The organism is Deinococcus pimensis DSM 21231, assembly GCF_000519345.1.
Taxonomy (GTDB): Bacteria; Deinococcota; Deinococci; order Deinococcales; family Deinococcaceae; genus Deinococcus_A; species Deinococcus_A pimensis.
Genome location: NZ_KI912675.1, coordinates 122,632 through 145,405, shown reverse-complemented (window position 1 = coordinate 145,405; position 22,774 = coordinate 122,632). Strand labels below are relative to the sequence as shown.

Below are 22,774 nucleotides of genomic sequence, written 5' to 3'. Positions count from 1 at the left end.
AAGAACTTGACCGGCACCTGACTCAACGCGATGATCTCGTCAAAGGTCACGGGGCGTCGAGAACTTCGCGTCCGGGCAGGCTGAGGCGCAGACGGGTGTGGAGCGTTTGCCGACGAAGCCCTTGAGGACCTCGACGATCTCGGCGCCTTCCAGCGACAATGTTGGCGACACCCGAGCCGCTGGCGAGGGCAGGTTCAGCTTGTCCTTCGTGAACCAGGGCATGCTGGCGTTCAGGGCAGCAAGGTCGAACGGCGGACTCAGCGACCCGGGCAGCCGTTGCTCACGGCGCAAGCGTCCAGGCTCACGGCCCTTGCCCTGTTCCACGCGCGTACGACAAGATGCGACGGCATGCCCATCCTCTGCCTCGAAGGTCCCAGCGCCGTTGGAAAGACGACCACGGCGACCACACTCCAACGCACCCATCACGCCCCCTGGATTCAAGAAGTGCCGCACCTGTTCACACGACCTGACGACGCCCCACCACACTGGTACCTCGAACGGCAGGTGGACCGCCAGACTCTCGCACGAGACGCCAGCACGACGTTCCCGCTCGTCGTGCTCGACGGCGACCCGCTCCAACCCCTGTGGTACGGCTGGACGTACCCCGAACACGACAGATGGCTCGACGACCTCACGGACTTCTATCGCCCCAAATTTGCGTCGGGCACCCTCGTCTTTCCCGACGCGTACCTTGTGCTCACCACCACCGAGGAGACACTCAAGCAGCGTCGAGCGGCAGACAAGACACGACCACGCCGGAATTTCGAGCGGCACCTGCGCCTCCTCCTCACGCAACCCCGCTACTTCGAGCAGCTCGCACGACTCCTCCCGGGCCGCGTGCGCCTCATGGACGCCGCGAGTGTCGACGGCACCATCGCCGAGCTGGACGCATGGCTCCCACGCCTGAGGGAAGGCACCGATGACGCCCTCGCCGTGTTCGATCAGATCGTCGAGTGGTTGCGGACGCACCCCGCCCCCCACGTCTGACGCGTGAACGAACGGCGACAGCACCAGGGTGGGAAGCGCCACGTGGTTCGCACGATCGGTGGTGGGCTGGTCCCTCGTGAGCCTCGCGCTTTTCTGGCCTCCAGTCCTGCCGGAGCAGCGCGCGACGCGGCGCAGGGACAGGTCCACGGCCACTCCCCAGTCAACGCCCGGGACGACTCGAGTCGTCCAAGCGGGGCTACGGTCTGTGCGACTGAACATGCTGGGCAGCACCCCACGCGTTGAGGTGTTGGTCAGACCAGCGCGGCACGCGGCGCGAGATACTACACCCGTGATCACCTCACCTCGCCATGTCATCCTCGGCGCGGGCGACCAGGCGTGGGACGGTTGGACGCCCACGCAGCGCGAGCACCTCGACCTGACCGACCGCGCAAGCTTTGACCGTTTCTTCGGTGACCGGCGTGTTCGAGACGGCAGGCTTTGAGGTGGACCTGCTGGAATACTGCGACGAAGCGGGCCGCTTCCACGACCACGGTTGGGACGTGACGACCGGGCCGATCTACCGCTCGCTGCTGCTGGATCACCGCAACCGGGACGGCAAGTTGGGCTTCGTGTCGCTGATCCTCGATGCCCGCCGACCATTCGAACCGTAGCCCCGAAGCGGCGTTACCTTGTTCAGTCGCACAAACCGCAGGGCCGTCCCGTTCCATTTGGATGAGCCGATGACGTCACCCAACAAAGCGCGTTTGATGGTGACGCTCGGCAAGTGCCCTGCACATCGACCAGGGTGAACGTCTCAACGGCCTGTAACGACGCTCAGGATCGCCGCCAGGCTTCCAGCGTCCAGCCGGGCTGCGCCCAGCGTTCACGCAGGTCATCGAGGCGCACGATCTGCCTCGGCGCGAACCAGCCCTGCGCGTCCTTCTGAAACACCCACCCGCCGCCCAGCGAGACCGCCGCGTGCTGCACCCGCGCGTGCTCGTCCCGCCACACCAGCACCGAGCCCAGCATGTCGAGCGCCTCCACCTGACGCGCGGCGCGCGTCAGCCACCGCTCGAACGGACCCCCATGCAGCCACACCTCCGCAAGGTGCGCCGCACCGAACGCCGCGACGACGGTGCTCAGGCAGTTCGCGCCGCTTTCCGACGCGAATGTCCCCGCGAGCGCCCGCACGCCCGGCAGCGCGACGTCGACCTCATCCCAGCGCGCCGCGTCCAGCTCCATCCCACGGTGCTCCAGACGGTCCTCGGTCAGGAAGCGTCGCAGCAGCACGTCGCGTGCCCCGACGGACAGCGTGCGCCACACGGAGGGCCACAACACGAACAAGCCCTCCTCGGTCGCGTCGATCGTCGCGACGTCAGCCGCGCCGAGTGCCTCCCGGACATCGGTGACGTCGAAGATCCCGCCCCGCCACACGTCACGCTGAAGGCGAAGCAGGCCCGACTGGACGCACGTGCCGAGTGCACGGAAGGTGCGTTCGCTCAGCAGCACCACCCAAGGCACCTCGGACGGCACGTGATACACCGCGAAGGTGTCCCGCAGACTCGGCGCGTAGTTCATCGCCCGGAACTCCTCACGCGTCCAGCGCAGCCCGTCCCCGAGAAGCGCGAGGGCCTCATCGTCCACGAAGAACGGCTGCAAGTCCGGCGCGAGGTGCGCCTCCCACCGTCGGAGTTGAGCTTCCCCCACGACGCAGCCGAGAACCCTCACGTGCCCACCCGCGCGTCGTTGTGGACAGAGAGGGGTGTCCTGGCGAGCGACCTCGACTTCGCAGCGGTCACGGCGTCGAGGCCAACGGCAGCAGCAGGGAAGGGCATGACGAGCAAGATGTTCCTCCAGTGCCGCTCGACCGTGCGCGTGACGGGCGACGTGAGCAGCACGAAGAAGCGTACCGCACCCGGGCCAGGCTGCCGTCCGTCATCTGGCCCACGGGAGCCGAACGGCCCGTTCTGTTCACGCCCTCTCCCGGCGTGTCGTCCGACCGTCGGCGTCAGGTTCGCGTCACGAGCCGCGTGGACAATTCGGCCCGCATGCACCTCCGTCACCCCCTCATCCTGTCGCTGCTCACCCTCGGTGGGTCCGTTCATGCGATCGCGCCGCAGATCGAACCCGAACAGGTCCTTCGCTGCGCCGCCGCGCCCGACTGCGCCGCCCTGTCCGACGCCGCCCGCGCGGACATGCGCTCCATGACGAACGCCAGGAAGGTGCCGTTCCGTGAAGCGCTCTGGACCGCGCAGGAACGCGAGTACAAACTCGTGCGTCCCCACCGCACGCTGGTTGTCACCGTCACCCGGCGCGGCACCGGTCCCTGGCAGGTCTCGCGCGCCGCCACCACCGCCATCCCACGCGTGTACCTGCCACACGAACGACTGCTCGGCAACACGACCGTCACGGTGCGCGCCTCGGGCTTCCCGGTGGGCGCGCGTGTCGAGGTGGCGTTCGGTCCCGCCAACACGGGGCCGCGCGTGACGAACGCCACCGCCGTCGTGGCGAAGGACGGCACGGCCACGCTGAACTTCTTCCTGCCCAGCATGCTGAACTCGCCTGGAGTCACGCAGACCACCGCGACGGGCGCGACGATCACCGTTCCCGCGCAGGACCGCCTGATTGTCGATGCCGAGCTCGTCGTGGTCGTCGGGACGCTGCCCGACTGGCGCGTGAAGGCCCGCACGCCCCTGCTGGCGTACCAGGCGCGCCCCGACGAACGTGACCTGAAGGGCAGGCACGAGGGACAGCTGAGCTTCCGCTTTCCACGCGGACACGAGGTGCGCGAACAGCCCGGGGAGCTCGACGTGCTCGAACTGAACGCGCTTGAGGCGGCGAGGGTGATGCACGCCCGGCGTGTCCAGCGCGAAGGAAGCGGACCCCACGACGACGCGGCGTACGTGCGGGCGCTCCTCACGCTGCACCCGGACGTGCTGCGTCCCTTCGAGACCGGCGAGGTCGAGGTCGAAGGTGAGGTGGACACCACGGACGGACGCGCGTGGCGGCTGCTGGCGCGGTCCGGCGAATCGAGCCGTCCCGTGTACCTCTTCCTGCGTGGGGACGCCGTGTGGGTGGTGCAGAGTGACGCGCCGCACGCGCCCCTGCTGGACGCCATCATCCGAACCGTCCGGGTGCGTCCCTGATCGGTCGGGCGGGCCACGAACACCCCAGGGTCCAGAAGGGAAGGGGAACGCGCCCGCGCCGCTGCATCGTCTCTCGTGCGCTGAACCGGTCCGCTCCCCAGAACCTCTGAAGGACCCGCCGTCCTTCAGGCGGGCTCGACCGGTGTGAGCGCGAGGTGCGCGAGGAGCGTCAGCTCACCCGGTTCGGTCGTGGAGAGCCGCATGTACTTCTCCAGCAGGTCCTCCAGTTCACGCTGAAAGGCCTTGCCCTGCGCGCGCGACAGCCGCAGGCCCGCATGCCAGGCGTCCATCAGGGGTGGCCAGTCCTCACCGCGCGTGTCCACCCGCGCGCCGTCCGGGTACGCCAGGTGCGTGCGGACGCGGCCACCGTGCGCGTCGTCCGCTCGGAACACCCGCACACCCACGTCCACGCCGCGCTCCCCGAGCGTCCGGACGCTCGCGCGCGCCAGGGCCCGCGTGAGCGGCGCGGACAGGGTCAGCACCAGCGACTCGAGCGCGTCCGCGCCGGTCGCGTCGAACGGCACGAAGAACTCGTCCGCGCTGGCCCGGTACACCTTCACGGGTTTGCCGCGGCGTGGCTCTTCGCGCACCACCCGCAGCAATCCCAACGCCATGAGACGCTCCACGCGGTACAGCAGGCTGTTGGCGTTCACGCCAAGTTCCCGCGCGGCCCGCGCGACCGTGCATTCGCGCCGCACGAACGGCGCGAGGAAACGTTGCGCGTCCAGATCGAGGAGCCACGCACCGGCACGCTCGTCGGTGATCACGGCCCGCGCCGGCCAATCCAAGAACGCCTGTGTCATTTCACCCAGAGTATGCGGCACGATGAACTGCCGCGCGCCCCGCGACTCCGGACGTGTCCGGCGCGCCCGAAAGGTCACTCATGTTCCACAAGATGCCCGAATCCCGGCAGGTTCTCGTCTTCCTCGCGTTGCTCATCCTCCTGAGCAGCCTCGCCCTGCTCGTGCCCGGACGGCCCGCCGGGCTGTACATGCTCGCCCCGGCCCTGACCACGCTCCTGATGCTGCTCGTCGTCACCCGTGACGGGCGGCGCGCGCAGGGCTGGCGCGCGCTCGGCTTCCGTCAGTGGCGAGGCCACGTCCCGTCGCTGCTCGTGGCGCTGCTGCTGCCTCTCGTGGTCGTGAGCGCCGGGTACCTGCTGCTGCCCGCGCTGGGCGTCAGCGGCCTGAACCCGCCTGAAGGCGGCATGACGACCGTCCTCAAGATGATCCTCGCGCTCGTGCCCGCCGCGACCGTGAGCGCCCTCATGGAGGAAGTCGGCTGGCGCGGCTACCTCCTGCCGCGGCTCGCCCGCTTCGGAAGCGTCACGGCGGGCCTCACCCTGGGTCTCGTCTGGGCGGCGTGGCATCTGCCGGTCATGCTGGCCGGGTCGTACCACGCGGGCGAGCCCCTGGACGCGTCCCTGCTGCTGTTCGCCCTGACGATCGTCGCGTTCGGGTTCATCGCGAACGAGCTCCGGATGCGTACCCTCAGTTTGTGGCCCGTGGCGCTGCTGCACGGCGCGCACAACGCCGCGTGGCACGTCCTGCGTGACCTGCCCGCCTCCAAGGTTTGGGCGGTGAACCTCGTCGCGGGAGAGAAGGGGCTCGTGACGCTCGCGCTGTACGGGCTCGTCGCGGTGCTCGTCGTCGTCGTGCCGGGCACCTGGACGGCTTCGCGCCGCAGCCCCACCGAACGCGTGCGCCCCGCCGGAGTGCCGGGTTGAGCGGCGTCGACGCGGTGCCGGACCGTCGGTCCGATCTGGACGTCCTGCGGGTCCTCGCGATCTTCGGGCTGCTGTTCTTCCACGCCACGCGGGTCTTCGACGTCAGCGAGCCCTTCTACGTGCAGAACGACGTCAGGAGTGCGCTGCTGACGTACGGCGTGATCGGCACGTACGGACGCTGGAGCATGGAGCTGCTGTTCGTCATTTCCGGGATGGCATCGTGGTACGCGCTGCGCGGTCGATCCTCGCGGGCGTACCTGCGCGAGCGTCTCGCTCGGCTGGGCGTGCCGTTCGTGTTCGGCGTGCTGGTCCTCGTGCCACCTCAGGCGTACCTCGCGACGACCACGTACGAGCCGTACCTGTCGTTCCTGCGACGCTACTTCACGGACTTCTCGGACCTCAGCGGCTACCACGGGACCTTCACGCCCGCGCAGCTGTGGTTCGTGCTGTTCCTGCTCGTGTACGCCGTCGTGGCGCTGCCGTTCTTCCGCTGGTGGTCGGCGCCCGAACGTCAGGCGTGGCGTGACGGCATGGCGCGCGCCTTCACGTCGCCGCTGGCGCTGCTCTCGTGGACGGCGCCGCTCGCGCTCGCGGGCGCCCTGCCGGGCGTCGGAGGGAAGAACGTCGTGGGTTACCTCGTGTACTTCGCCCTGGGGTACGTGCTCGCCGGCACACCGTCGTACCAGGCGGCGATCGACCGGGACCGGAACAAGCTCGCCGTGGTCGCCGTCGCGAGCTGCGCGGTCCTGACCGCCTCGTGGATGACGGAAGGCGGCACCGAGCGCGGCAACCTGACGGAGGTGGCGCTTCACTTCACGCGGACGTTGTGCGCGTGGTCGTCGGTGCTGACGCTGCTCGGGTACGCGCACACGCACCTGAACCTACGCCGCAGGGGGCTCGCGCGCGCCAACGAGGCGGCGTTCCCGGTGTACGTGGTGCATCAGACGGTGCTGGTCGCCGTGGCGTTCGTGGTGGTGCCCCTGCACCTGAACGTCAGCGTGAAGTACCTGATACTCGTGACCGTGACGTTCCTGGGGTCCGTGGGGACGTACCTGATCGTGGGGCGCGTCGACGCGCTGCGGGTCCTGTTCGGCCTTAAACGTCGAGTCAAGGTGCCTTCGACGCGGGTGCAGCGAGCGTGACGGGTGATGGGGTGTCCGTCCGTTCGGGCGACGGCTCGCCCCAACATTCGCCTGGCACGCTTGGTCGTACACGCTTCAGCGCCTCACGGCGCTTCCGTTTCCTCCCGCGGACCTGCGCGTCTCGTGACTCCCAAGAGCGTCCACGCCTCGCGGATGTTGGACTGATCAGCGAGTCCCTACGCCGAGGGCTCCTGCGGCGGGAAGTGCAGCCGGGCGATCACTTCCCCACCGATGACCTCTCCGCTCCGCTCGAAACCCTCACCGAGGTACAGCGCCTCCGCCGCAGAGTTCTCCGGCTTGTAGCCCAGCGCCAGCTGCGTCACGCCCGGCTTCGCCCGCACCCGCGCGACGACCTCACGCAGCGCCGCCCGGGCGTACCCGCGCCGCTGGTGCGCTTCGTCGATCATCAACCGGTACAGCCAGTACTGCCGATCGTCCTCGTCGAAAGCGTAGAGCGCGAAGCCCACCACGACCGGGCCGACGCGGATCGCGAGCGCTTCCGCGTCGGTGAGGAACTGCGCTTCCGCCACGCTGTACAGGTTCGGCGCGACGAAACCGCGCTGCTCGGGCGGCAGACGCAGCGCGATCACCGCCTCCCAGTTGTCCCGTGCGACGGGGCGCAGCGTCACGGCGGTCATTCCGACACCGCCGACGCCGAGGCCGCCTCGGCGTCCATGCCCGGGTTGCCGAGACCACGGTAGAACGTCCGCACGCCCTCCACGTCACGGACGGCGCCGAGCGCCTGCGCGAGTGTCACGCCAAACTCCGCGAACGCGTGACCCTGCGCGGTGATCGTGTTCCCCGCTCGGACGACGTCACGGTACACGAAGTGCGCCTCGGGGAACACGCCGAGAAAGGCGCGCTGCTGAGCGTTGAAGGTGACCGTGTAGGGCGCTCCGTCCAGCAGGCCCGCCTGACCCAGCACGAACGGTCCGCCGCAGATCGCGCCGATCACGCCGCCTCTCGCGTGCACCGCGCGGACGAACGCGATGAGTGCGGGTGCGTCCGCGACGACGCTCATGTCCAGCGCGCCGGGAATGACCACGGCAGCGACGTCCTCGGGCCGGGCGTCGGAGACGAGGTCGTCCGGAACGACGCGCAGGCCGCCTTCGCCGCGGACGGGATCAGGGGTGAGGCCGAGCGTGACGACGTCGTGCGTGCGGGCGAGCAGAGCAAGCGCTACGGTCACTTCGAACTCGGAGAAGCCGGGGTAGACGAGCAGGTCGACACGTGGACGGTGTGTCGAGGGCGTAACGTCTGACATGGCATGCAGCGTAGCGTGCGAGTGCGTCGGCGCGGACGGCATGCGCGTCACCTTGACGTGCGAACACGTGACGCGTCGCCCCCCATCTTCATCTCCTGTCCTTCTGAGGCGGCGTTCTATGGCTGGATGGTTCTCCTCGCCGTCTTCGGGGATCACGAGCGGCTGGTCTGGGCGGACGTGCGCGCCCACGTCATCAAGAACGGACCTTCGCGGCTGAGTCGTTTCGCCGAGCGAAAAAGAGCCCGAGGTTGGCACCGTGAGTGCCTCCATGCACCGGAAGGGTGAGGTTGTGGGGGGTATGAGACCTGAGGCAGGCGCCAAAATGTGGGCGTCGTCCTGTGCGCCCGTTTGTTCACGTGCATCTGGGGTATACCCTCCACCGCCAGTCAACTTGGAAGCATCTCCAGGGAGGGGATTCCAGGGATGCGGACGCCAACGTCCGAGTCACGCCTTAACCCCCGCCGTTCCTCCGGTTCAGGGCAGGGCGATGAACTCCTTCCATGAGACGACGCCAGGCAGCGCCGCCGCAGAAAAGGCATTTCCCGCTTCCAGTTGCCCGGCGTACGCGATGACCGTCGTCTTCGTCCGGCTGTCATACCAACTCGCCATCAGCAGCCGGTCCTCGTTGACGTACGTCCGCTGGTGAGTATACCCGGCCTCCCGCAGGAGGCGTTCGAGCCGCTCCATCCGTCGTCGGCACTCGCTACCCGAGAGGGCCACGCCGGACAGTTCAGGAAGATGGCCGCTGAAGACCGTGCGGTCCGGAGCCGTCGTCTGCGCCCGCGAAGCCGCGCCGAGAAGCGTCATCCCCACCATCGCCACGCCACAGATCGAACGCTTGAAGCTCTTCATGAGGGTTCCTTCCGGGCAGACCTGACCTGCCCACGTGAGGAGTCACCCAGCGACGGATGCTGGCTGACCGTTCACGTCAAGCGAGACGGGCTTCGCTGATCACCGCACACCCGGCTGGTGTGGTGCCCACCGTGAACGGCGGCGGTCACACGCACACCTAGGTACCTACGACGTCCCTGCTCGCCGTGCGGAGAGACACGTCAACGGTAGTTCCCTCGCGGTGCGGCCCGCATCACGAGGACTGGGTACCCAGGCGGCCGGTATCAGGACTGTGGGGGGCTCGTGTTCTCAGCAGGGTGTTCGAGGGCCCAGCGGGTCAGCTCCACCCGGTTGCGCAACTCCAGCTTCGCGAGGAGGCTCCCGACATGCTTGCTGACCGTCGCGGAACTGATTCCCAGCAGCTTCGCAATGCGGCGGTCCGGGTGACCTTGCGCGACCAGTGTCAGCACCTCCTCCTCCCGAGCCGTCAGCACGCCCTCGCTTCTCCGGAGTGGCTTCGGCGATGCCACCACGTCACGCTCCACGTCCTTCCAGCGCCGCCACGCCTCCGCGAGAGTCAACTCCAGGCCGTCCTTCCGGGCCTCTTCGAACAGGACGGGCGTCATGGACGCGCGGGCCTGGCCAAGCAGCGCCGTGAGGTCCGACTGCTGCCTGTCCAGCAGCACCTCGACCTCGGCGTCGAGCGTCTGCGCGAGCACCGCGAAACGCACCGCGTGTCGTGGATGCCCGGCGTCGAGCGCGAGCTGGGCGAGCAGCAGCGCCGCTTCGGGCGTCAGGGCGCGGAAACGGCCCGGCTCCAAGTGCGTCATGACCTCCACCAGCAGGGTCGACGCGACTGCGGAATGCCCGAGCTGCCGTTCGATGTTCGCCAGCAGCAGCAGCCCGTAGCAGCGGCCGAGCACAGGGTACAGGCCGTCTCGGGTGAGCCGCTCCAGCGCTTCGAGGGCGTAGGTTCGCGCCTCGTGCAGTTCGCCGTGCCAGGTGCAGGCGAGCGCGAGGTTAAACATGACGTCGCCCCGCATCAGCTCGACGGCGCGCACGGTCTCGGCGGACAGCGACGCATCACGCTCGGCCGTTTCGAAGCCGTTCAGCACCTGCCGCGCGTACGCACGTCCCTGCTCCGCCTCCCCGCGGTCGTAGTGGTACTGCGCGAGACCCAGGGTGGTCCACAGCAGGTGAACGGGGTCCCTGCGGGCCCGCGCGAGTTCCGCCCATTCGAGGAGCAGGTCCACGTGGCGGCCGAGTGGTTCGTGGGTGTTGATGACGGCTTCCCAGGTGACTTGCAGGGCGCGAAGACGCCGCGGGTGGTCGCGCGCGCCGGAGAGCGAGAGCACCTGCCGGGCTCGCCGGAGGTCCGCCTGACTGCTGGCTTCCGTGACGAAGAAGACCTCCATCGCCGACAGACACGCCATGGCGAGGTCCGCGTCTTCCTGCCGTGCGGCCCAGTCAAGTGCGGTCGTGACGTTGGCGCGCTCCAAGTGCCCCTGCGCCCGTTCGATCCGCGCCAGCTCGACCTGCTCGTGCGGCTGGCCCACCAGACGCCCGAAGAGCCGCGCGTAGTACCACGCGTGCCGCTGCCGCCACGTCTGAGCGTGCTCGTGCGCGTCGAGCTTGTCGGCGGCGAGTTCACGCAAGGGTTCGAGGAGCCGCCAACGTGCCTGGGGACCGGGTACGCGTTGCAGCAGACTCTGCGCTTCCAGATCGCGCAGCAGCTCGCCTGCGTCCTCGCCCCACACGGTCTGCAACGCTTCCGTAGTGAAGCCACCGTGGAAGACGGCACAGCACGTGAACAGCGCGCGAAGATCGTCGGGCAGCAGGTCGAAACTCCACTCGACCGTGGCGCGCAGGGACCGCAGTCGGTCCGGTCGATCGAGGTAGTTTTCCTTCAGGGAGCTCACCCCTCGGTCGAGCCGCAACGTGAGGTCGGCGAGTGGAAGCGTGCGGGTCGCTGCGGCCGCGAGTTCCAACGCGAGGGGGATACCTTCGAGGGTCCGGCAGATTCGCAGCACGTTCTGCTCGTCCTGGGCGGTCAAGGTGAAGGTGGGGTCGTGGCGCCGGACCCGGTCGAGGAACAGCTGCACGGCGGGGCTGGCCGTGAGAGCGGCGTGGGCGCGCGGCAGGTCGAGTGGGCCGAGCGGGTACTCCTGCTCGTCGTGCAGACCGAGGGTGACACGGCTGGTGACGAGCACCCGCAGGTCCGGCAACGCCGTCAGGAGTGCGTGCACGTCGAGAGCCGCGGCGCGGACCTGCTCGAAGTTGTCGAGGAGCAACAGGATCGGCGTGGCGTTCAGCGCGGTGATGATCACGTCGCGGGGAGCGCGGCCTTGAAGAGGAAGGGCGAGGGCGGCGGCCAAGGCAGGCAGGACTCCTGCCGGGTCGTGGAGGGCGGCGAGTTCGATGAGGTGAGCGCCGCCCTTGAGTTCGGGGTGCAGTGCGCGCGCCACTTCGAGGGCGAGGGCGGTCTTGCCGATGCCACCTGGGCCTCGGAGCGTGACGAGCCGTGCGCCTTCATGCAGGAGGCGGGTGAGGTGTCGCAGGTCCTGATCGCGACCAAGCAGGGGGGTGAGGGCCGCCGGAAGCGAGGTCGCCGTCCCACTGTCCATACGTCAGTGTAGGCGCGCACACCGACAGGACGCCCGGTGGGACGGAGGGATCACAACGGAGCTGGAATGGACGACAGTTGAGGACGCTCAGGAGCTGCCACGAGCCTTCGTGGGGACTCGAACAGGCAACGTCCGGGAAGTCATCGAGAAAACCACGAAGGACGAGTCTGTGGACTTCAGGACGCTCCCCTTGAGTTGCGGTGTCGGCGGTCGCGCGCACGCCCGATCCGGGCGCGTTGCCCGGTAGACGCGCACCAATACGATGCCCACCTCGGCCCTGGCGTCGTATTGGCGCGCCGGTCATGGAACCCGGTGCCTTGCCCTGATGCTGAGTGCGGGCTTGACGTGACGACCGCGAGCCGCGCGGTGGGGTGCGTGAGCTCGTCGCAGTTCATTGAGGGTAGGGGCAGATGTTCGGGACCACGTCGGCCCGGGACGTGGCAGTGTTGCACAAGCGGGATCGCGTGACGCAGGACGTGAGCTGAGCGTGGTGCGGTTGTCGCGCCTGGCGGGTGGGGAGGCTGAGGAAGCTGCCACGTTCCCCTGTGGCGTGCGTTACGTGCATCTAGGGTATACCCTAAACTCGTATCTGCTAAGGACCGATTTCTTGTGGATCTGAGGTGGCTAATCCTCTTTTTTCACAACCCTCCACAAAGATCTGAGACTTCAGATCCACACAATGCGCGGCAGTTGTTCGGCTGAACTGGAACGGCGTTGTGGGCCACACAGCTCAACAGAACCTGACGACTCAGCCATACTTCGGGCCAGCGGGCAGCAATGGACGGCCTGGTACCGCTGCTGGGGTGGCTCAAAAGTACGAGGTATTCCCCGCTGTCACGGCGCCCCCTGCTCCTTTGAGCGTGTGCAGTAGGTGTGCAGTAGACCTGGGAAACGGGGGGACGGGCTGTGCCAAGCGGGGAGAGTGGATAGAAGAAACGCCCACCTGGTGGGCGTTTCTGGGAGGTCGCGGGATGGAGTGAGTTTGGATTGTTGATTTTGGGGTGGTAGGGGAGGTGGAACGCCGGGGTGGGATTGGGTGCGACATCTGTTGATGAGTGGCGCCCCTGCCGTCCGTTCTCGTGCTGACAGGCGGCGTTCGGAAAGACCTGATTTGGTGATCCTGCCTCTTGCCGTGACGCGTGAGCGTTGTGGCAAGAGGCGATAAACACGCCGCTGTCCTCTGCCCTCAACGCGCGCCTTACGCTGGAAAGGCCCCTCTTAACACAAGTCCCTCCCGCAGGTTCATGGCCGTCAGCCTGCCATTCCTGCCGCGAGAGCGGCATGCACGGAGGTCCACATGACGTCGACGCAAGCACCACAGGCCCTGCAGGACATGATGGACGCCTTCAACGCCGGTGATCTCGACCGGTTCCGGCAGTACCTCGATCCGAATCTCACGTACACGGAACCCGCAACGGGCAGCCAGGCCCAGAGCGCGGACGCGTACCTGAAGTTGTGCGAAGGCTGGCGGCGCGCCTTTCCGGACCTGCACGGCACCATCGAGCGGGTCGTGATGGACGGTGATACCGTTGTGGAGGAGATCACGTGGGACGCCACGCACGACGGACCGCTCGACACGCCGGGCGGGACGATCCCTGCGACGGGACGGCGGATCAGCTCGAAGGCCGTGTTCTGGGCGGTGATGGGACCGCAGGGCGCGAGGGAGGTGGTGCATTACCTTGACCTCGCGACGATCATGAATCAACTCGGCCTGCTGGGAACGCCAGCGTCAGTGAAGTAACTGGCGGATTTGATGTGCCGGTCGAAACGGCCGGGACGCTCGGGGATATATCAACGAAGGAACGCCCTCCTGCACGGCGTTCCTTCATTTGTGAGAAGGGGTGGAATGGCGCTATTCAGCGCTTCAGTTGCAGACGTGGATGGCTCTAGCTGTATTGCACGGCGTGATATCGCCTTTGGCGAAGTCTGCCGTGTTCTCGTCAGTGTCAATGAAGCCGCCATTTCCGCAAAAAATGAACTTCGTGCTGCCTTTGTGCAGGAGCTCGCGCTCAGATCGAAAGTGTCCGCGGCGTCGCGGGTGCCACTCTGAATGGACGGCTGTCCGTGCTGGGTGGAGAAGGGCCGCAGCATACCTTCGATCAGAACGACGCGTACGATCCCGAGACGGACCGTTAGACCTCGATGGCCCGCCTGCTCCTACTTCCGCATCCGCGACGACCTTGTCCTCACCGTGCTCGACGCGTGCGAACGCGAGCTACGTGTCCTGCTCGACCACCTCGCGGGTCGCGCGCCAAGCGCGTGATTCGAGGGGTACTTTGTATGGCCGCTGTAAGACATGGACGCCGCCGCACGTGAAGGCTGTCCGTTCGGGGTGCTTTCTGCGGAACTGCGTTCGGTCGGTAGCCCAGGCGTGCCTGGCGCAGCACAGGTGGTGCAGATATACCTCAACGGGATACGCACGGCAAGCGCGGACGTCCACGAAGAGTTTGCTAAGGAGGTGTAAGTAACCGCCGACCGGAGTTCTGCCAGTGTCGTGCTAAGACAGGTTTGGAACCTGAGGTTGGACGAGCAGGTCCAGCGCCGCAGTCAACGCGTCATGCTGATGTGCGAACGCGCCGCCACTGCCGAAAATCGTCGCGAAGAACAACCCGTCGGCCGCCAGACGCGCGACCGTGGCACTGACGGGAGGCACCCCGTCCTGCTCCAGCCGCGCCTGCCACTCGACCGAGCGACGTGTGTACGACGCCAGCAGGTCCGGTGCATCCGCCATCACTACCCGCAGCGCCGCCGCGGTGCGGCCGGCGTGAGGTGACTCGGCGGCCTCCATCGTCGCGTAGACAAATGCCCGCACGAAGCCGCCTGGACCGGGCTGGGCAAGTTCGAGAACACGCTGTTCGAACCTCGTCAGGGCGTCGGTGAGCATGCTCTCGACCAGCGCCTGTTTGCTCTCGAAATGGTAGAGCAGCCCTCCCTTGGTGACCCCGGCCTCGTGCGCAACGGCGTCCAGGGTGAACCCTCGCACGCCGTCCCGGTGAACAACGCGCGCCGCAGCGTCGATCAAGGTGGTGTGAGTCGCGAGGCCACGTTCGCGTCGCTTCACGGTTCCTCCCCCTGCGTGAGAGGAGCGGCATTCCCATGCCGCTCCCTCGGTTCAGCGGTAGCGGGCCAGGTCCACGCGTTCGGCGTAGGTACGCCCGGTCGCGTCCTTGAAGCGCAGGTCCGCCATGCCCGTGAGCTGCCCAGCACGGACGAGCGGCGTGAGGTCGAACTCGTGGAAGATGACGCCCAGGTAGCGGAACTCCGGTTTGCCCTTGATGGAGAACGCGTCCTGGAAGGGTCCGTTGATGCGGACACGTGACGTGAACGTCTGACCGTTCACGGTGAGCGTCGCGGGTTTGAAGTCGTCGAGGTACGTCCGCTGCACTTTGGCCTCGCCGGGCGCGTGCTGGACGTAGGCCTGCTGCCACGCTTCGAGTTCCTGCTCCACCGAGTACGGACTGTGGGTGTACAGCACGAAGGTCAGGCGATTCGCGTTCGCGCGGGCCACCTGCTGCGCGGTCGCGAACTGGACGGGTTTGCGTTGGTACGCCACGAGGTAACTGTCGTACCGCACGCGTTCGAAGGGTGTGCCGACGGTCACGGCATCGACGATGGGGGTGTTCGGGTCGATCCGCAGGCCGCTGGTGTACTCCTTCAGGACGTAGGGCGGGTACAGGTACCCATTCTGCGGGCTCACCATGGCGCGCCCAGCCTCCATCGCCTGACGGATCTGCGCGTCGCTCAGGACGGCCTGCACACCTCGACTCGTCGACGCGGTGCCGAGCAGGGTACTTGCGAGCGCGATCAGGAGCGCGCGGCGCCCCGTCAGGGCAAGCATGGCCGACTCACCGGAGTCCGAAGATGACGATGCGGGCCGTGGTGGGTTTCGGTCCGGTGCCCGCACGAGACGTGTTCCCGGCCGCGACGGCGATGTACTGCTTCCCACCACTGAGGTACGTGCTGGCGCCGCCGCCGATGGGTGCGCCGTCGATGTTGTAGCGGAAGAGCTGCCTGCCGTTGCGGGCGTCGAGGATGAAGAAGCGGCCCTTGAGGTCGCCGCTCATCACGAGGTTCCCGGCGGTGTTGGTGACGCCCGCGATGACGCGGGTGCCGGGCACCTGGTAGCGCCACAGGCGACGGCCGGTGGCGGCGTCGAACGCGCTGACCTGTCCGATCGCCGTGTTTTCCGGGTCGAGCTGCATGTTCCCGCCGAAGAACAGTTGCGCCTGGACGTAGCGGACCTCGCCGAGCTTGACGGTGCCGCACCAGTCGGTGGAGGGCAGGACGAGCGCGTTCATCATCGGGTGGTAGGTAGTACCGTACCACTGCGAGCCGGCGGAGTAGTTCGGGCAGATCCGCACGCCTTCGGGAGTCGGGGGGGTATCCATGTTGACCTGTTTGACCGTCGCGACCTTGTACACGGGTTTGAGGGTGGCCTCGTTGTACGTGTAGATGTTGCCTTCCTTGTTCGCGACGGCCATGTGTGGAACGCCATTCACGGCGTAGAGGGTGGGTGCGGGGCTGGTGTCGAGGTCCTTGTCGTCGTTCGGACGCTGCTGGTAGTAGTGGTCGAGCCTGCCGGTGCGGGCGTTGAGGACCACGACGGAGTTGGTGAAGAGGTTCGCGCCGGGACGGTACTGCGCGGCGAAGTCCGGCGCTGGGTTGCCGACGGAGATGTAGAGGCGGCCGTTGCGTGGGTTGAGGGTGTAGCTGGTCCACATGCTGCCGCCGCCGGTGGTGGTGGACGCGGCGCGCTGCCAGGTGTTCGCGCCGTACTGCTGTCCGGTGGGGACCATGTCGAAGGTCCAGCGGAGTTTGCCGGTGCTGGCGTCGAAGGCGTGCATGCGCGCCTTGATGCCCCAGTCGGCGCCGGCTTCGCCCATGTAGACCATGCCGTTCCAGACGATGGGGGCGCTGCTGGTGAAGTACCCGTAGGCGCTGTCGGCGACCTTGGTGTCCCACATGAGCTTGCCGGTGCGCATGTTGAGCGCGAAGAGGTGGGCGTCGCCGGTGCCGCGGATCAGCATGCCGTTGTACAGGGCGGCGCCGCGGCTGGTTTCGAGGACGGTCTGACCGGTGGGTTTGTACTCGTGCTGCCAGATGAGGTTGCAGTTGCGGGCGTTGATGGCGTAGGTGCGGTAGCCCTTCATGACGTACATGACGCCCTGGTACACCTGTGGGGTGGCCTGGAAGGAGCCGATGTCCTTGGTGTCGAAGGTGCACAGGCGTTGCAGGCCGCCGACGTTGCGGGTGTTGATCTGGCTGAGGGCGACGTAGCGCTGGCCGCTGTAGCCCTTGTTCATCATCAGCCAGCTGTTGGTGTCGGTGTCGGCGGCGTTCAGTTCCCCTTGAGTGGGGCCCATGCCCTGCGCGGCGGCGAGGGAGAGGAGGCTCAGGCTCAACGCGAACAGCTTCGTGAGGTGTTGCATTGCGGCGCTCCTGACGTTCGACGTTATCTCTTGATGAGGGCGGTCTTGACGGCGGTGGCGGTGAGGGGTTTGCTGCCGGGTTTGAACTTGTTGCTCTGGAGGATGTAGGCGAGGGTGTCGAGGTACTGGGTGGTGCTGAGGCTGCCGGGGGCGTTGAGGGGCATCAGGGAGTGGGTGATGTAGTAGAGGTCGTCGAGTTTCTTGCCCATCCAGCGCTGATCGAAGTGTGACCCCATGAGCGCCGGTCCGGCGCCGCCTTGGAGTTTGGCGCCGTGGCAGCTCTGGCAGTTGGCCTTGTAGGTGGCCTGCCCGGCTTTGGCCTGGGCGGCGGTGAAGGGCGGCCCGGCGGCGAGGGCGCCTGACACGAGCAGGAGCGGTGTCAGGAGCGCGAAGGATCGTCCCATCGGCATGATGGACCTCCAGGGATGAGGGCCTGGTGCCGCGTCACCAGACGTGGGTAGGGTGTCGCGTGAAGTCGCCACCGCAGCCGGACAGGCGGCTTCGCGGCAAGGACGCGCGGGTTTTCCTTGTGACTGTACTGTACTTAACAGTCGGTCTGTTCAACTGTGAATGGGCTACTTGGTGAAGACAAGCTGATGTCCTCGAACCGGGGACCTTCCGGCCACGCGATGACCGTCCTTCGCTTGCAGAGGGCCGGAGCGTTGTTCGGACATGAGATCTCACGGTCTTGAACGAGGAAAGTGCAGTTTGTGGCTCCGTTCTTCGTATCAGGAGTAATCGGTCGAGCTGGGGTGCCGTGCGGAAGTCACTGCTTGATGTGTGAGAAGGCATGTCTGCGACATAAGGTAATCAGTCTCCGTAGACCTGTTGTGGATCTGGGGTATACCCCAGCCTGACGTCAGGGACAGGGCCGAAAACGTGTGAATCAAGGGTCGGTCACCTGTTTCCCGGACACTCCCGTCGAAGGTCTATGACCCTCACTGGACACCTCGCACCAGAGCGTCGGGAGGCGCATTACCTCAGGAAGGGTCTTGTCTGTCGACGCCTACTCGCGAACACCCATGGGTTTTCAACAACACTGGCAGGTCATCCCCCGACTGCCCCGTGCTCCGTTCGCGCTCACGGCGCCTGGAGTCAACTCTGGTCGCCCAGGGCCAGTGCTGGTCTCGCTGTCCGGTCGGCGCTCAGCTTCACGGGACGCCGTGGCCCCGCTCGAAGCTCAACGTCTCGATTTGATGAGAAGCGCGTGATGACAGTGTAAGTAGGGCACAAGTAAGATGAAGAAGCTCAAGAGTCGCCCTTCCCCAGGCCAACCACCCTCCCGCCGACGCGTCCTCCCGTCGCGCCGCTCCCCGACCATTCCCGCTGCACAAAGGACCTCACCCATGCCCACCCGCACCCGCAACAACACCCTCACCGCCCTCCTCAGCGCCTCCCTGCTCGTCGCGTGCGGCACCAGCACGCCCACCCCGCCCCCCAGCGACCCCACCCCCATCGTCACCCCCACCACCACCCCCACGATCACCGGCCTCACCAGCACCGCCGCACTGCCCGGCAGCACGGTCACCATCACCGGCGCCGACCTCCCCCAGACCCTCACCGTCACCATCGGCGGCATCAACGCGGCCATCAGCGCCCGCACCACCACCAGCGTCACCCTCACCGTCCCCACCACCCTCTCCGGTCCGCAGTCCGTCTCCGTCATCATCGAAGGCAAGACCTACCAGCTCACGCAATCCCTCTTCGTCGGCAAAGCCCTCACCGCCGACATCACCACCACCACCGCACTCCAGGCGGAACTCGACGCCCTCCCCACCGGCGCCGCCGTGCTGCTCCCCGCCGTCACCCTCACCGCGGGCGACGCGCCCCTCCTCGTCACCAACCACAGCCTCTACGGCACCGACGGCACCCTCATCGAGGGCGACGTGACCTTCATCGTGCGCGAAGGTCACGACGTCACGGTCGATACGGTCGCGTTCAAGGGGGACAGCTTCGTCGTCGCGCACACCACCACGACCCCCGCTCCGAGCATCATCCTCCTGCCCATGCCGCCCCTCAGTGCGCCCACGATCAGCACGCAGCGCGCACTCGCCACCACCGGCCCGGCCCTCGACATCACCGCCACCGGCACCCTCCCGACCACCACGAACGCCACGACGGCAGGCTCCATCCGAGCGCAGACCACCACCATCGAACGCAACGGCACCGTCAACTTCAACCGCGTCGAGTTCAACGCCAAGACCGAAGGCGCCGGATCGTTCATCGACCGCGCGCAGACCGCCGACTTCCACCTCACCGACACTCACATCAACCTCGCGAGCGTCAGCGTCGGCAGCTACAACGGCGTGACAACCAGCGACTCCGTCCGCACGATCGACGTCCTGGGCACGACCATCACCGCGAACAACATCCGCCTGATGTCCGGGCAGGGTGAAGGCACCACCGTCGCGAACAGCACCCTGGTCGCACGGGACAGCTTGCTCATCGGCGACAGCACCACCGCCCCCGTCACGGTCGACGCGAGCACGGTCCGCGCGACCAACGGGGACGTGCTCATCGGCGGCATCGACACCGTCACCCCCTTCGAGGGCGGCACCGTCACGGTGCGCGGCAGCACCGTCGAAGCGTTCGACGACGCCAACATCAACGGTCAGTCGACGCCCACCATCATCATCACCGGGCGCGGCGACGTCGACGTGCAGGACAACCTCCGCATTCACGCCGACGACGACGTCTCCATCTTCAGCCTGCCGTTCTACAAGGGCCAGCCGATGGGACCGACGTCGAGCCTGTCCATGTCGGCCATGTCCACCCCACAGGGCGCGTCCACGTCCACCGGGGCCGTCACGATGACCGGTAACCATGAAATCACCGCCGGAGACGGCCCGGACGACGTCAAGAACACGGGCGGGTCCGTCGACCACAACTACCGCGGTGAAGTCGTCGCCCTCACCTTCTCGGGGGCGCTCGCCGTGCAGGACAACACCTTGATTTCCGGTGACGGCACCGTCGCCTTGCAGACCGCGAGCGGCGACGTCACCGTCACCGGAAACAGGCTGCGCAGCGTCGGACCGACGGGCTCCGGCACCCTCAGCGTCTCCAGCTCAGGGCCGATGCTGCCCGGCAAGGTCATGACGTTCACCGCCAACACCGTCGACACGAGCAGCGCCGTCGCCCTGTTCCTCGACATCGGCGACCTCACCGTGGACGGCAACACCGTCAACGTGACGAGCGCGACGTCGAACACCTCGTTCGGAATGAACGTCTCGTCCCCCACGAGCGTGTCCTTCAAGGGCAACAACGTGAACGTCTCCACCCCCGAGGACGCCGCGACGATCAACCTGTCGTTCGGCTCGTCGAGCCGGACCTTCGACTTCGGGCGTGCCGCGGCGAACACCGTGCTGGAGAACAACAAGCTGACCGTGAACAGCCACGCCGCGGACGCGGGATCGACCTCGCTCGGCGTCACCTCGGATTACGCGGCGCTGACGGCGAGCGGCAACACCTTCACGAGCTCGGGACGCGTGGCGCTCACGGCGAACCGTGGCGCCACGACCTACTCGGGCAACACCTTCAGCGTGGGCGCCGTTACGGACGCGCTGTCCCTGACGGCCAATCTGGACGAGCGTGCGGCGCCTCTCGATTCCGCGCTGACGTTCACGGGCAACGCGGTGACAGGCGTCGCGGACGAGGCGGACGTGAAGGTCGTGGACGGCGACGGTGCGGACGCGAGCAAGGCGGTCGTGACGCTTTCGGACAACACCTACAAGGCCAACTGAGGCCCACCTGTGCGGGAGTGGGGAAGCGTCACGCTTCTCCACTCCCGCGCTGCGCTCGTGTAGGGTGGGGTGTGCGTACCGTCACTTCCGCCTCACTGGACGCGTGGCTCGATTCCGCTTTGCCGTTCCTGACGCGGCGTGAGGCGGCGCATGCGGCGATGCTCGCGAGCGCCCTCAATTACGCGCGTCCTGCGCGGGCGGACCTGCTCGCGCCCGAGGTGGCGGGGCGGTCACCGGCCGTGGTCCCTCCGGGCACGCGGGGTGTGCTCGTCGAGGATGCGGGGGTGGTCGTGGGCGCGGCGCTGCTGACGCATGGGTTTCTGCTGCTGTCCGAGATGCCCACGGAAGCGGCGAGGCGAATGGGACGGGACTTCACGCCGAGCGAGCCACCGCAGGCCGTGCAGGGACCGCGTGAGGTCGTGGAGGCGTTCGGGAGCGCCGCCGCGGTCGGCTGGACGGAAGGTCAGGTCACGCAGGTGTTCGCGCGGCGCACGCCCTTCCTGACGCAGGATCCGACGGGACGTCGTCGAGAGGCTCGCGAAGAGGAACGTGAGGTGCTCGTGGGGTGGATGTTGGACTTCGCCCGGGGCAACCTGCGGGCAGGCGTGACGCGTGACGCGGCGGCGCGAATGCTGGACGGGCACCTGCGCCAAGGTGAGGTGCACGTCTGGGTGGTGGAGGACGAACCGCGCGCCATGGCGGTCACCACGGCAGCCACTGCGACGGGCGTGAGCGTCACGGGAATGTACACCCCGCCCGAATGGCGGCGGTCGCGGGTGATGGTTGGGTTCGTGCGGGCGCTGCATAACCACCTGCTGGCGTCGGGTTGGGCGTTCACGTACTTCCTGACGACGCAGGGCAGCGCGGTCAGTCGTGCGGTGGACGCGCTGGGTGGGTACGAGGAGGTCACGCGGACGGTGGAGGCGCGGCTCGAACCGCCGCGAGGCTGAAGCTCGCGCGACGACAGGGCGACGGCTCAACAGGTTGTGGACGAGGATCGCTTGAGCTTCCAGTAGAGGCGAACCCAGCGCGGCTTGCTGACGATCGGACACACCAGCGCGTACCTCCCCGATCCGCTCGCCGGTCCTTCGCGGCGTCGCGACGTCACTCTTCGTGACCATGGTCGAGCGCACAAAAATTTTGACCTGAGCTGCCGCGGTCGCCCGCACACTTCGGGCATGAGGAGCGAACGAATGAACCGGACCCCGAACCGGTACGTGATGTCCGACCTCCTGCTGGACCTCGGCGAAGAGCACCGGAGGCGAGCAGTCGATGTGCCGCACCAGCTGGGATGAGTGCGCCGACTCCATGACGCGCGACGGCCACGCGATCAGTGTGATGTTCAGCGTGGACGGCGACGTGGCGGCCCTCGGGCTGTTCGCGCAAGGCGAGCCGGACTGGGGGCTGCTGCGCTTCGAGGGCGCGCCCGACGAGGTGCTGAGGGTCCTTGCCGGCCAGCTCGACGTGCTCGGCTGCGGCACGCGGGCGTGACGCTCCGCGCCGTGCGTCACGGCTATAGGACCGAGCACGTTCAGAAGTCGAGGACGTGGCTGGCGACGTCGTGCGCCTCGACCCTGACGTAACGCCGGGTGGTGTCGACGCTGGCGTGCCCGAGGAACAGCCCGACCCTGGTGAAGTCGCCCACGCGGGTGTACAGCCGGGTCCCGGCGGCCTTGCGGGCGCCGTGGAAGCCGCGCCACTCACGGCCGTGCCCAGCCTGCTTGAAGCGCAGTTTCAAGGGGCGCGCAGCTTGCCAGTAGTCCTTGAATGGCAAGAGGAAGCCGGGGCGGTCGACCTGAGGGGGCAGCGTCTCCAACGTCTCCTGGAGTCGGCGGCTGAGGGGGACGCGTCGGATCTTGCCGCCCTTGCCGTGCACGACGGCGACGCCACGCTGCAGGTCGCGTGGCCGCAGCGCGAGCGCCTCCGCGAGCCGCAGGCCCGCGTG

The 22,774-nt window shown here is 67.4% G+C and carries 23 protein-coding genes; 11 read left to right on the top strand and 12 right to left on the bottom strand.

All coding sequences use genetic code 11. The features are described 5' to 3' along the window. Positions 1-39: 39 nt before the first annotated feature. Positions 40-324 (bottom strand): hypothetical protein, encoded by a 285-nt coding sequence (locus DEIPI_RS38375; protein ID WP_157464012.1) that lies wholly within the window; start codon positions 322-324, stop codon positions 40-42. A gap of 120 nt (positions 325-444) precedes the next feature. Here DEIPI_RS38375 and DEIPI_RS34380 point away from each other — a divergent pair, with 120 nt between their 5' ends. The 3 genes from DEIPI_RS34380 (at position 445) to DEIPI_RS41700 (ending at position 1,598) form a co-directional block, all read left to right on the top strand. After that, positions 445-987 carry a hypothetical protein gene (locus tag DEIPI_RS34380; protein WP_045235107.1) on the top strand — a complete coding sequence of 181 codons (543 nt, stop codon included), beginning with the start codon at positions 445-447 and terminating at the stop codon, positions 985-987. A 289-nt stretch (positions 988-1,276) separates the two neighbouring features. After that, entirely contained in the window at positions 1,277-1,429 is a 153-nt protein-coding gene (locus tag DEIPI_RS41705) for a hypothetical protein (RefSeq protein WP_169737210.1), read from the top strand. Continuing rightward, positions 1,398-1,598 (top strand): hypothetical protein, encoded by a 201-nt coding sequence (locus DEIPI_RS41700; protein ID WP_027483525.1) that lies wholly within the window; start codon positions 1,398-1,400, stop codon positions 1,596-1,598. The genes DEIPI_RS41705 and DEIPI_RS41700 overlap by 32 nt, the downstream gene beginning before the upstream one ends. A gap of 163 nt (positions 1,599-1,761) precedes the next feature. On the opposite strand, the gene DEIPI_RS36165 is transcribed toward DEIPI_RS41700, so the two are convergent. Further along, entirely contained in the window at positions 1,762-2,655 is an 894-nt protein-coding gene (locus tag DEIPI_RS36165) for a hypothetical protein (protein ID WP_157464010.1), read from the bottom strand. A 320-nt stretch (positions 2,656-2,975) separates the two neighbouring features. Here DEIPI_RS36165 and DEIPI_RS0124495 point away from each other — a divergent pair, with 320 nt between their 5' ends. Then, on the top strand, positions 2,976-4,073 hold the full coding sequence (locus DEIPI_RS0124495) for a hypothetical protein (protein ID WP_157464006.1): 1,098 nt from the start codon (positions 2,976-2,978) through the stop codon (positions 4,071-4,073). Between the two features lie 125 nt (positions 4,074-4,198). Here the strand turns inward: DEIPI_RS0124495 and DEIPI_RS36160 are convergent, their stop codons facing one another. Further along, positions 4,199-4,876 carry a hypothetical protein gene (locus DEIPI_RS36160; RefSeq protein WP_157464005.1) on the bottom strand — a complete coding sequence of 226 codons (678 nt, stop codon included), beginning with the start codon at positions 4,874-4,876 and terminating at the stop codon, positions 4,199-4,201. An 80-nt stretch (positions 4,877-4,956) separates the two neighbouring features. Between DEIPI_RS36160 and DEIPI_RS0124485 the strand changes: the two genes are divergently transcribed. Beyond that, complete coding sequence (locus DEIPI_RS0124485; protein WP_027483523.1) at positions 4,957-5,799, top strand: CPBP family intramembrane glutamic endopeptidase; 843 nt, start codon at positions 4,957-4,959, stop codon at positions 5,797-5,799. Then, positions 5,796-6,941 carry an acyltransferase family protein gene (locus tag DEIPI_RS0124480; protein ID WP_027483522.1) on the top strand — a complete coding sequence of 382 codons (1,146 nt, stop codon included), beginning with the start codon at positions 5,796-5,798 and terminating at the stop codon, positions 6,939-6,941. The genes DEIPI_RS0124485 and DEIPI_RS0124480 overlap by 4 nt, the downstream gene beginning before the upstream one ends. A gap of 176 nt (positions 6,942-7,117) precedes the next feature. Here the strand turns inward: DEIPI_RS0124480 and DEIPI_RS0124475 are convergent, their stop codons facing one another. The 4 genes from DEIPI_RS0124475 to DEIPI_RS41695 all read right to left on the bottom strand — a co-directional run bounded on the left by DEIPI_RS0124475 (position 7,118) and on the right by DEIPI_RS41695 (position 11,660). Then, positions 7,118-7,579, bottom strand: a complete 462-nt coding sequence (locus tag DEIPI_RS0124475; protein WP_027483521.1) for a GNAT family N-acetyltransferase — start codon at positions 7,577-7,579, stop codon at positions 7,118-7,120. After that, the gene (locus tag DEIPI_RS0124470; protein ID WP_027483520.1) at positions 7,576-8,205 is read right to left on the bottom strand and encodes a DJ-1/PfpI family protein; all 630 of its coding nucleotides are present in this window, start codon (positions 8,203-8,205) and stop codon (positions 7,576-7,578) included. The genes DEIPI_RS0124475 and DEIPI_RS0124470 overlap by 4 nt, the downstream gene beginning before the upstream one ends. 474 nt (positions 8,206-8,679) lie before the next feature. Further along, entirely contained in the window at positions 8,680-9,057 is a 378-nt protein-coding gene (locus DEIPI_RS0124465; RefSeq protein WP_027483519.1) for a hypothetical protein, read from the bottom strand. 263 nt (positions 9,058-9,320) lie between these two features. Next, entirely contained in the window at positions 9,321-11,660 is a 2,340-nt protein-coding gene (locus DEIPI_RS41695) for an ATP-binding protein (RefSeq protein ID WP_245588640.1), read from the bottom strand. Positions 11,661-12,957: 1,297 nt separating this feature from the next. Between DEIPI_RS41695 and DEIPI_RS36145 the strand changes: the two genes are divergently transcribed. Both DEIPI_RS36145 and DEIPI_RS41080 read left to right on the top strand, forming a co-directional pair. Beyond that, the gene (locus tag DEIPI_RS36145; RefSeq protein WP_052351992.1) at positions 12,958-13,401 is read left to right on the top strand and encodes an ester cyclase; all 444 of its coding nucleotides are present in this window, start codon (positions 12,958-12,960) and stop codon (positions 13,399-13,401) included. 105 nt (positions 13,402-13,506) lie between these two features. Further along, positions 13,507-13,710, top strand: coding sequence for a hypothetical protein (locus tag DEIPI_RS41080; protein ID WP_211238356.1), 204 nt, complete (start codon positions 13,507-13,509; stop codon positions 13,708-13,710). A 447-nt stretch (positions 13,711-14,157) separates the two neighbouring features. Here the strand turns inward: DEIPI_RS41080 and DEIPI_RS34355 are convergent, their stop codons facing one another. Genes DEIPI_RS34355 through DEIPI_RS34350 form a run of 4 tightly spaced genes read right to left on the bottom strand, consistent with a single transcriptional unit; the run spans position 14,158 to position 17,499 of the window. Beyond that, entirely contained in the window at positions 14,158-14,721 is a 564-nt protein-coding gene (locus DEIPI_RS34355) for a TetR/AcrR family transcriptional regulator (RefSeq protein ID WP_052351991.1), read from the bottom strand. 51 nt (positions 14,722-14,772) lie between these two features. After that, the gene (locus tag DEIPI_RS0124440) at positions 14,773-15,498 is read right to left on the bottom strand and encodes a hypothetical protein (protein WP_027483516.1); all 726 of its coding nucleotides are present in this window, start codon (positions 15,496-15,498) and stop codon (positions 14,773-14,775) included. A gap of 7 nt (positions 15,499-15,505) precedes the next feature. After that, on the bottom strand, positions 15,506-17,089 hold the full coding sequence (locus tag DEIPI_RS0124435) for a pyrroloquinoline quinone-dependent dehydrogenase (RefSeq protein ID WP_045235106.1): 1,584 nt from the start codon (positions 17,087-17,089) through the stop codon (positions 15,506-15,508). A 23-nt stretch (positions 17,090-17,112) separates the two neighbouring features. Then, positions 17,113-17,499: a c-type cytochrome gene (locus DEIPI_RS34350; RefSeq protein WP_052351990.1), complete on the bottom strand. Its 387-nt coding sequence runs from the start codon at positions 17,497-17,499 to the stop codon at positions 17,113-17,115. 936 nt (positions 17,500-18,435) lie between these two features. Here DEIPI_RS34350 and DEIPI_RS0124425 point away from each other — a divergent pair. The 3 genes from DEIPI_RS0124425 (at position 18,436) to DEIPI_RS0124410 (ending at position 22,320) form a co-directional block, all read left to right on the top strand. After that, a complete protein-coding gene (locus tag DEIPI_RS0124425; protein WP_027483514.1) occupies positions 18,436-20,829 on the top strand; it encodes a beta strand repeat-containing protein in 2,394 nt (797 codons plus the stop codon). A 71-nt stretch (positions 20,830-20,900) separates the two neighbouring features. Next, positions 20,901-21,779, top strand: a complete 879-nt coding sequence (locus DEIPI_RS0124420; RefSeq protein WP_157464003.1) for a hypothetical protein — start codon at positions 20,901-20,903, stop codon at positions 21,777-21,779. Between the two features lie 358 nt (positions 21,780-22,137). After that, positions 22,138-22,320: a hypothetical protein gene (locus DEIPI_RS0124410; protein WP_027483512.1), complete on the top strand. Its 183-nt coding sequence runs from the start codon at positions 22,138-22,140 to the stop codon at positions 22,318-22,320. A gap of 40 nt (positions 22,321-22,360) precedes the next feature. Here the strand turns inward: DEIPI_RS0124410 and DEIPI_RS0124405 are convergent. After that, on the bottom strand, positions 22,361-22,774 hold a 414-nt coding region (locus DEIPI_RS0124405), incomplete at its 5' end, for a tyrosine-type recombinase/integrase (protein ID WP_027483511.1).

Coding starts and splice junctions, on each gene's coding strand:
- DEIPI_RS0124435 (WP_045235106.1), bottom strand. CDS start 17,089: ATGCAACACCTCACGAAGCTGTTCGCGTTGAGCCTGAGCCTCCTCTCC.
- DEIPI_RS41080 (WP_211238356.1), top strand. CDS start 13,507: ATGGCGCTATTCAGCGCTTCAGTTGCAGACGTGGATGGCTCTAGCTGT.
- DEIPI_RS0124470 (WP_027483520.1), bottom strand. CDS start 8,205: ATGTCAGACGTTACGCCCTCGACACACCGTCCACGTGTCGACCTGCTC.
- DEIPI_RS0124410 (WP_027483512.1), top strand. CDS start 22,138: ATGACGCGCGACGGCCACGCGATCAGTGTGATGTTCAGCGTGGACGGC.
- DEIPI_RS0124495 (WP_157464006.1), top strand. CDS start 2,976: ATGCACCTCCGTCACCCCCTCATCCTGTCGCTGCTCACCCTCGGTGGG.
- DEIPI_RS34350 (WP_052351990.1), bottom strand. CDS start 17,499: ATGCCGATGGGACGATCCTTCGCGCTCCTGACACCGCTCCTGCTCGTG.
- DEIPI_RS36160 (WP_157464005.1), bottom strand. CDS start 4,876: ATGACACAGGCGTTCTTGGATTGGCCGGCGCGGGCCGTGATCACCGAC.
- DEIPI_RS0124440 (WP_027483516.1), bottom strand. CDS start 15,498: ATGCTTGCCCTGACGGGGCGCCGCGCGCTCCTGATCGCGCTCGCAAGT.
- DEIPI_RS36145 (WP_052351992.1), top strand. CDS start 12,958: ATGACGTCGACGCAAGCACCACAGGCCCTGCAGGACATGATGGACGCC.
- DEIPI_RS0124485 (WP_027483523.1), top strand. CDS start 4,957: ATGTTCCACAAGATGCCCGAATCCCGGCAGGTTCTCGTCTTCCTCGCG.
- DEIPI_RS0124425 (WP_027483514.1), top strand. CDS start 18,436: ATGCCCACCCGCACCCGCAACAACACCCTCACCGCCCTCCTCAGCGCC.
- DEIPI_RS0124465 (WP_027483519.1), bottom strand. CDS start 9,057: ATGAAGAGCTTCAAGCGTTCGATCTGTGGCGTGGCGATGGTGGGGATG.
- DEIPI_RS0124475 (WP_027483521.1), bottom strand. CDS start 7,579: ATGACCGCCGTGACGCTGCGCCCCGTCGCACGGGACAACTGGGAGGCG.
- DEIPI_RS41695 (WP_245588640.1), bottom strand. CDS start 11,660: ATGGACAGTGGGACGGCGACCTCGCTTCCGGCGGCCCTCACCCCCCTG.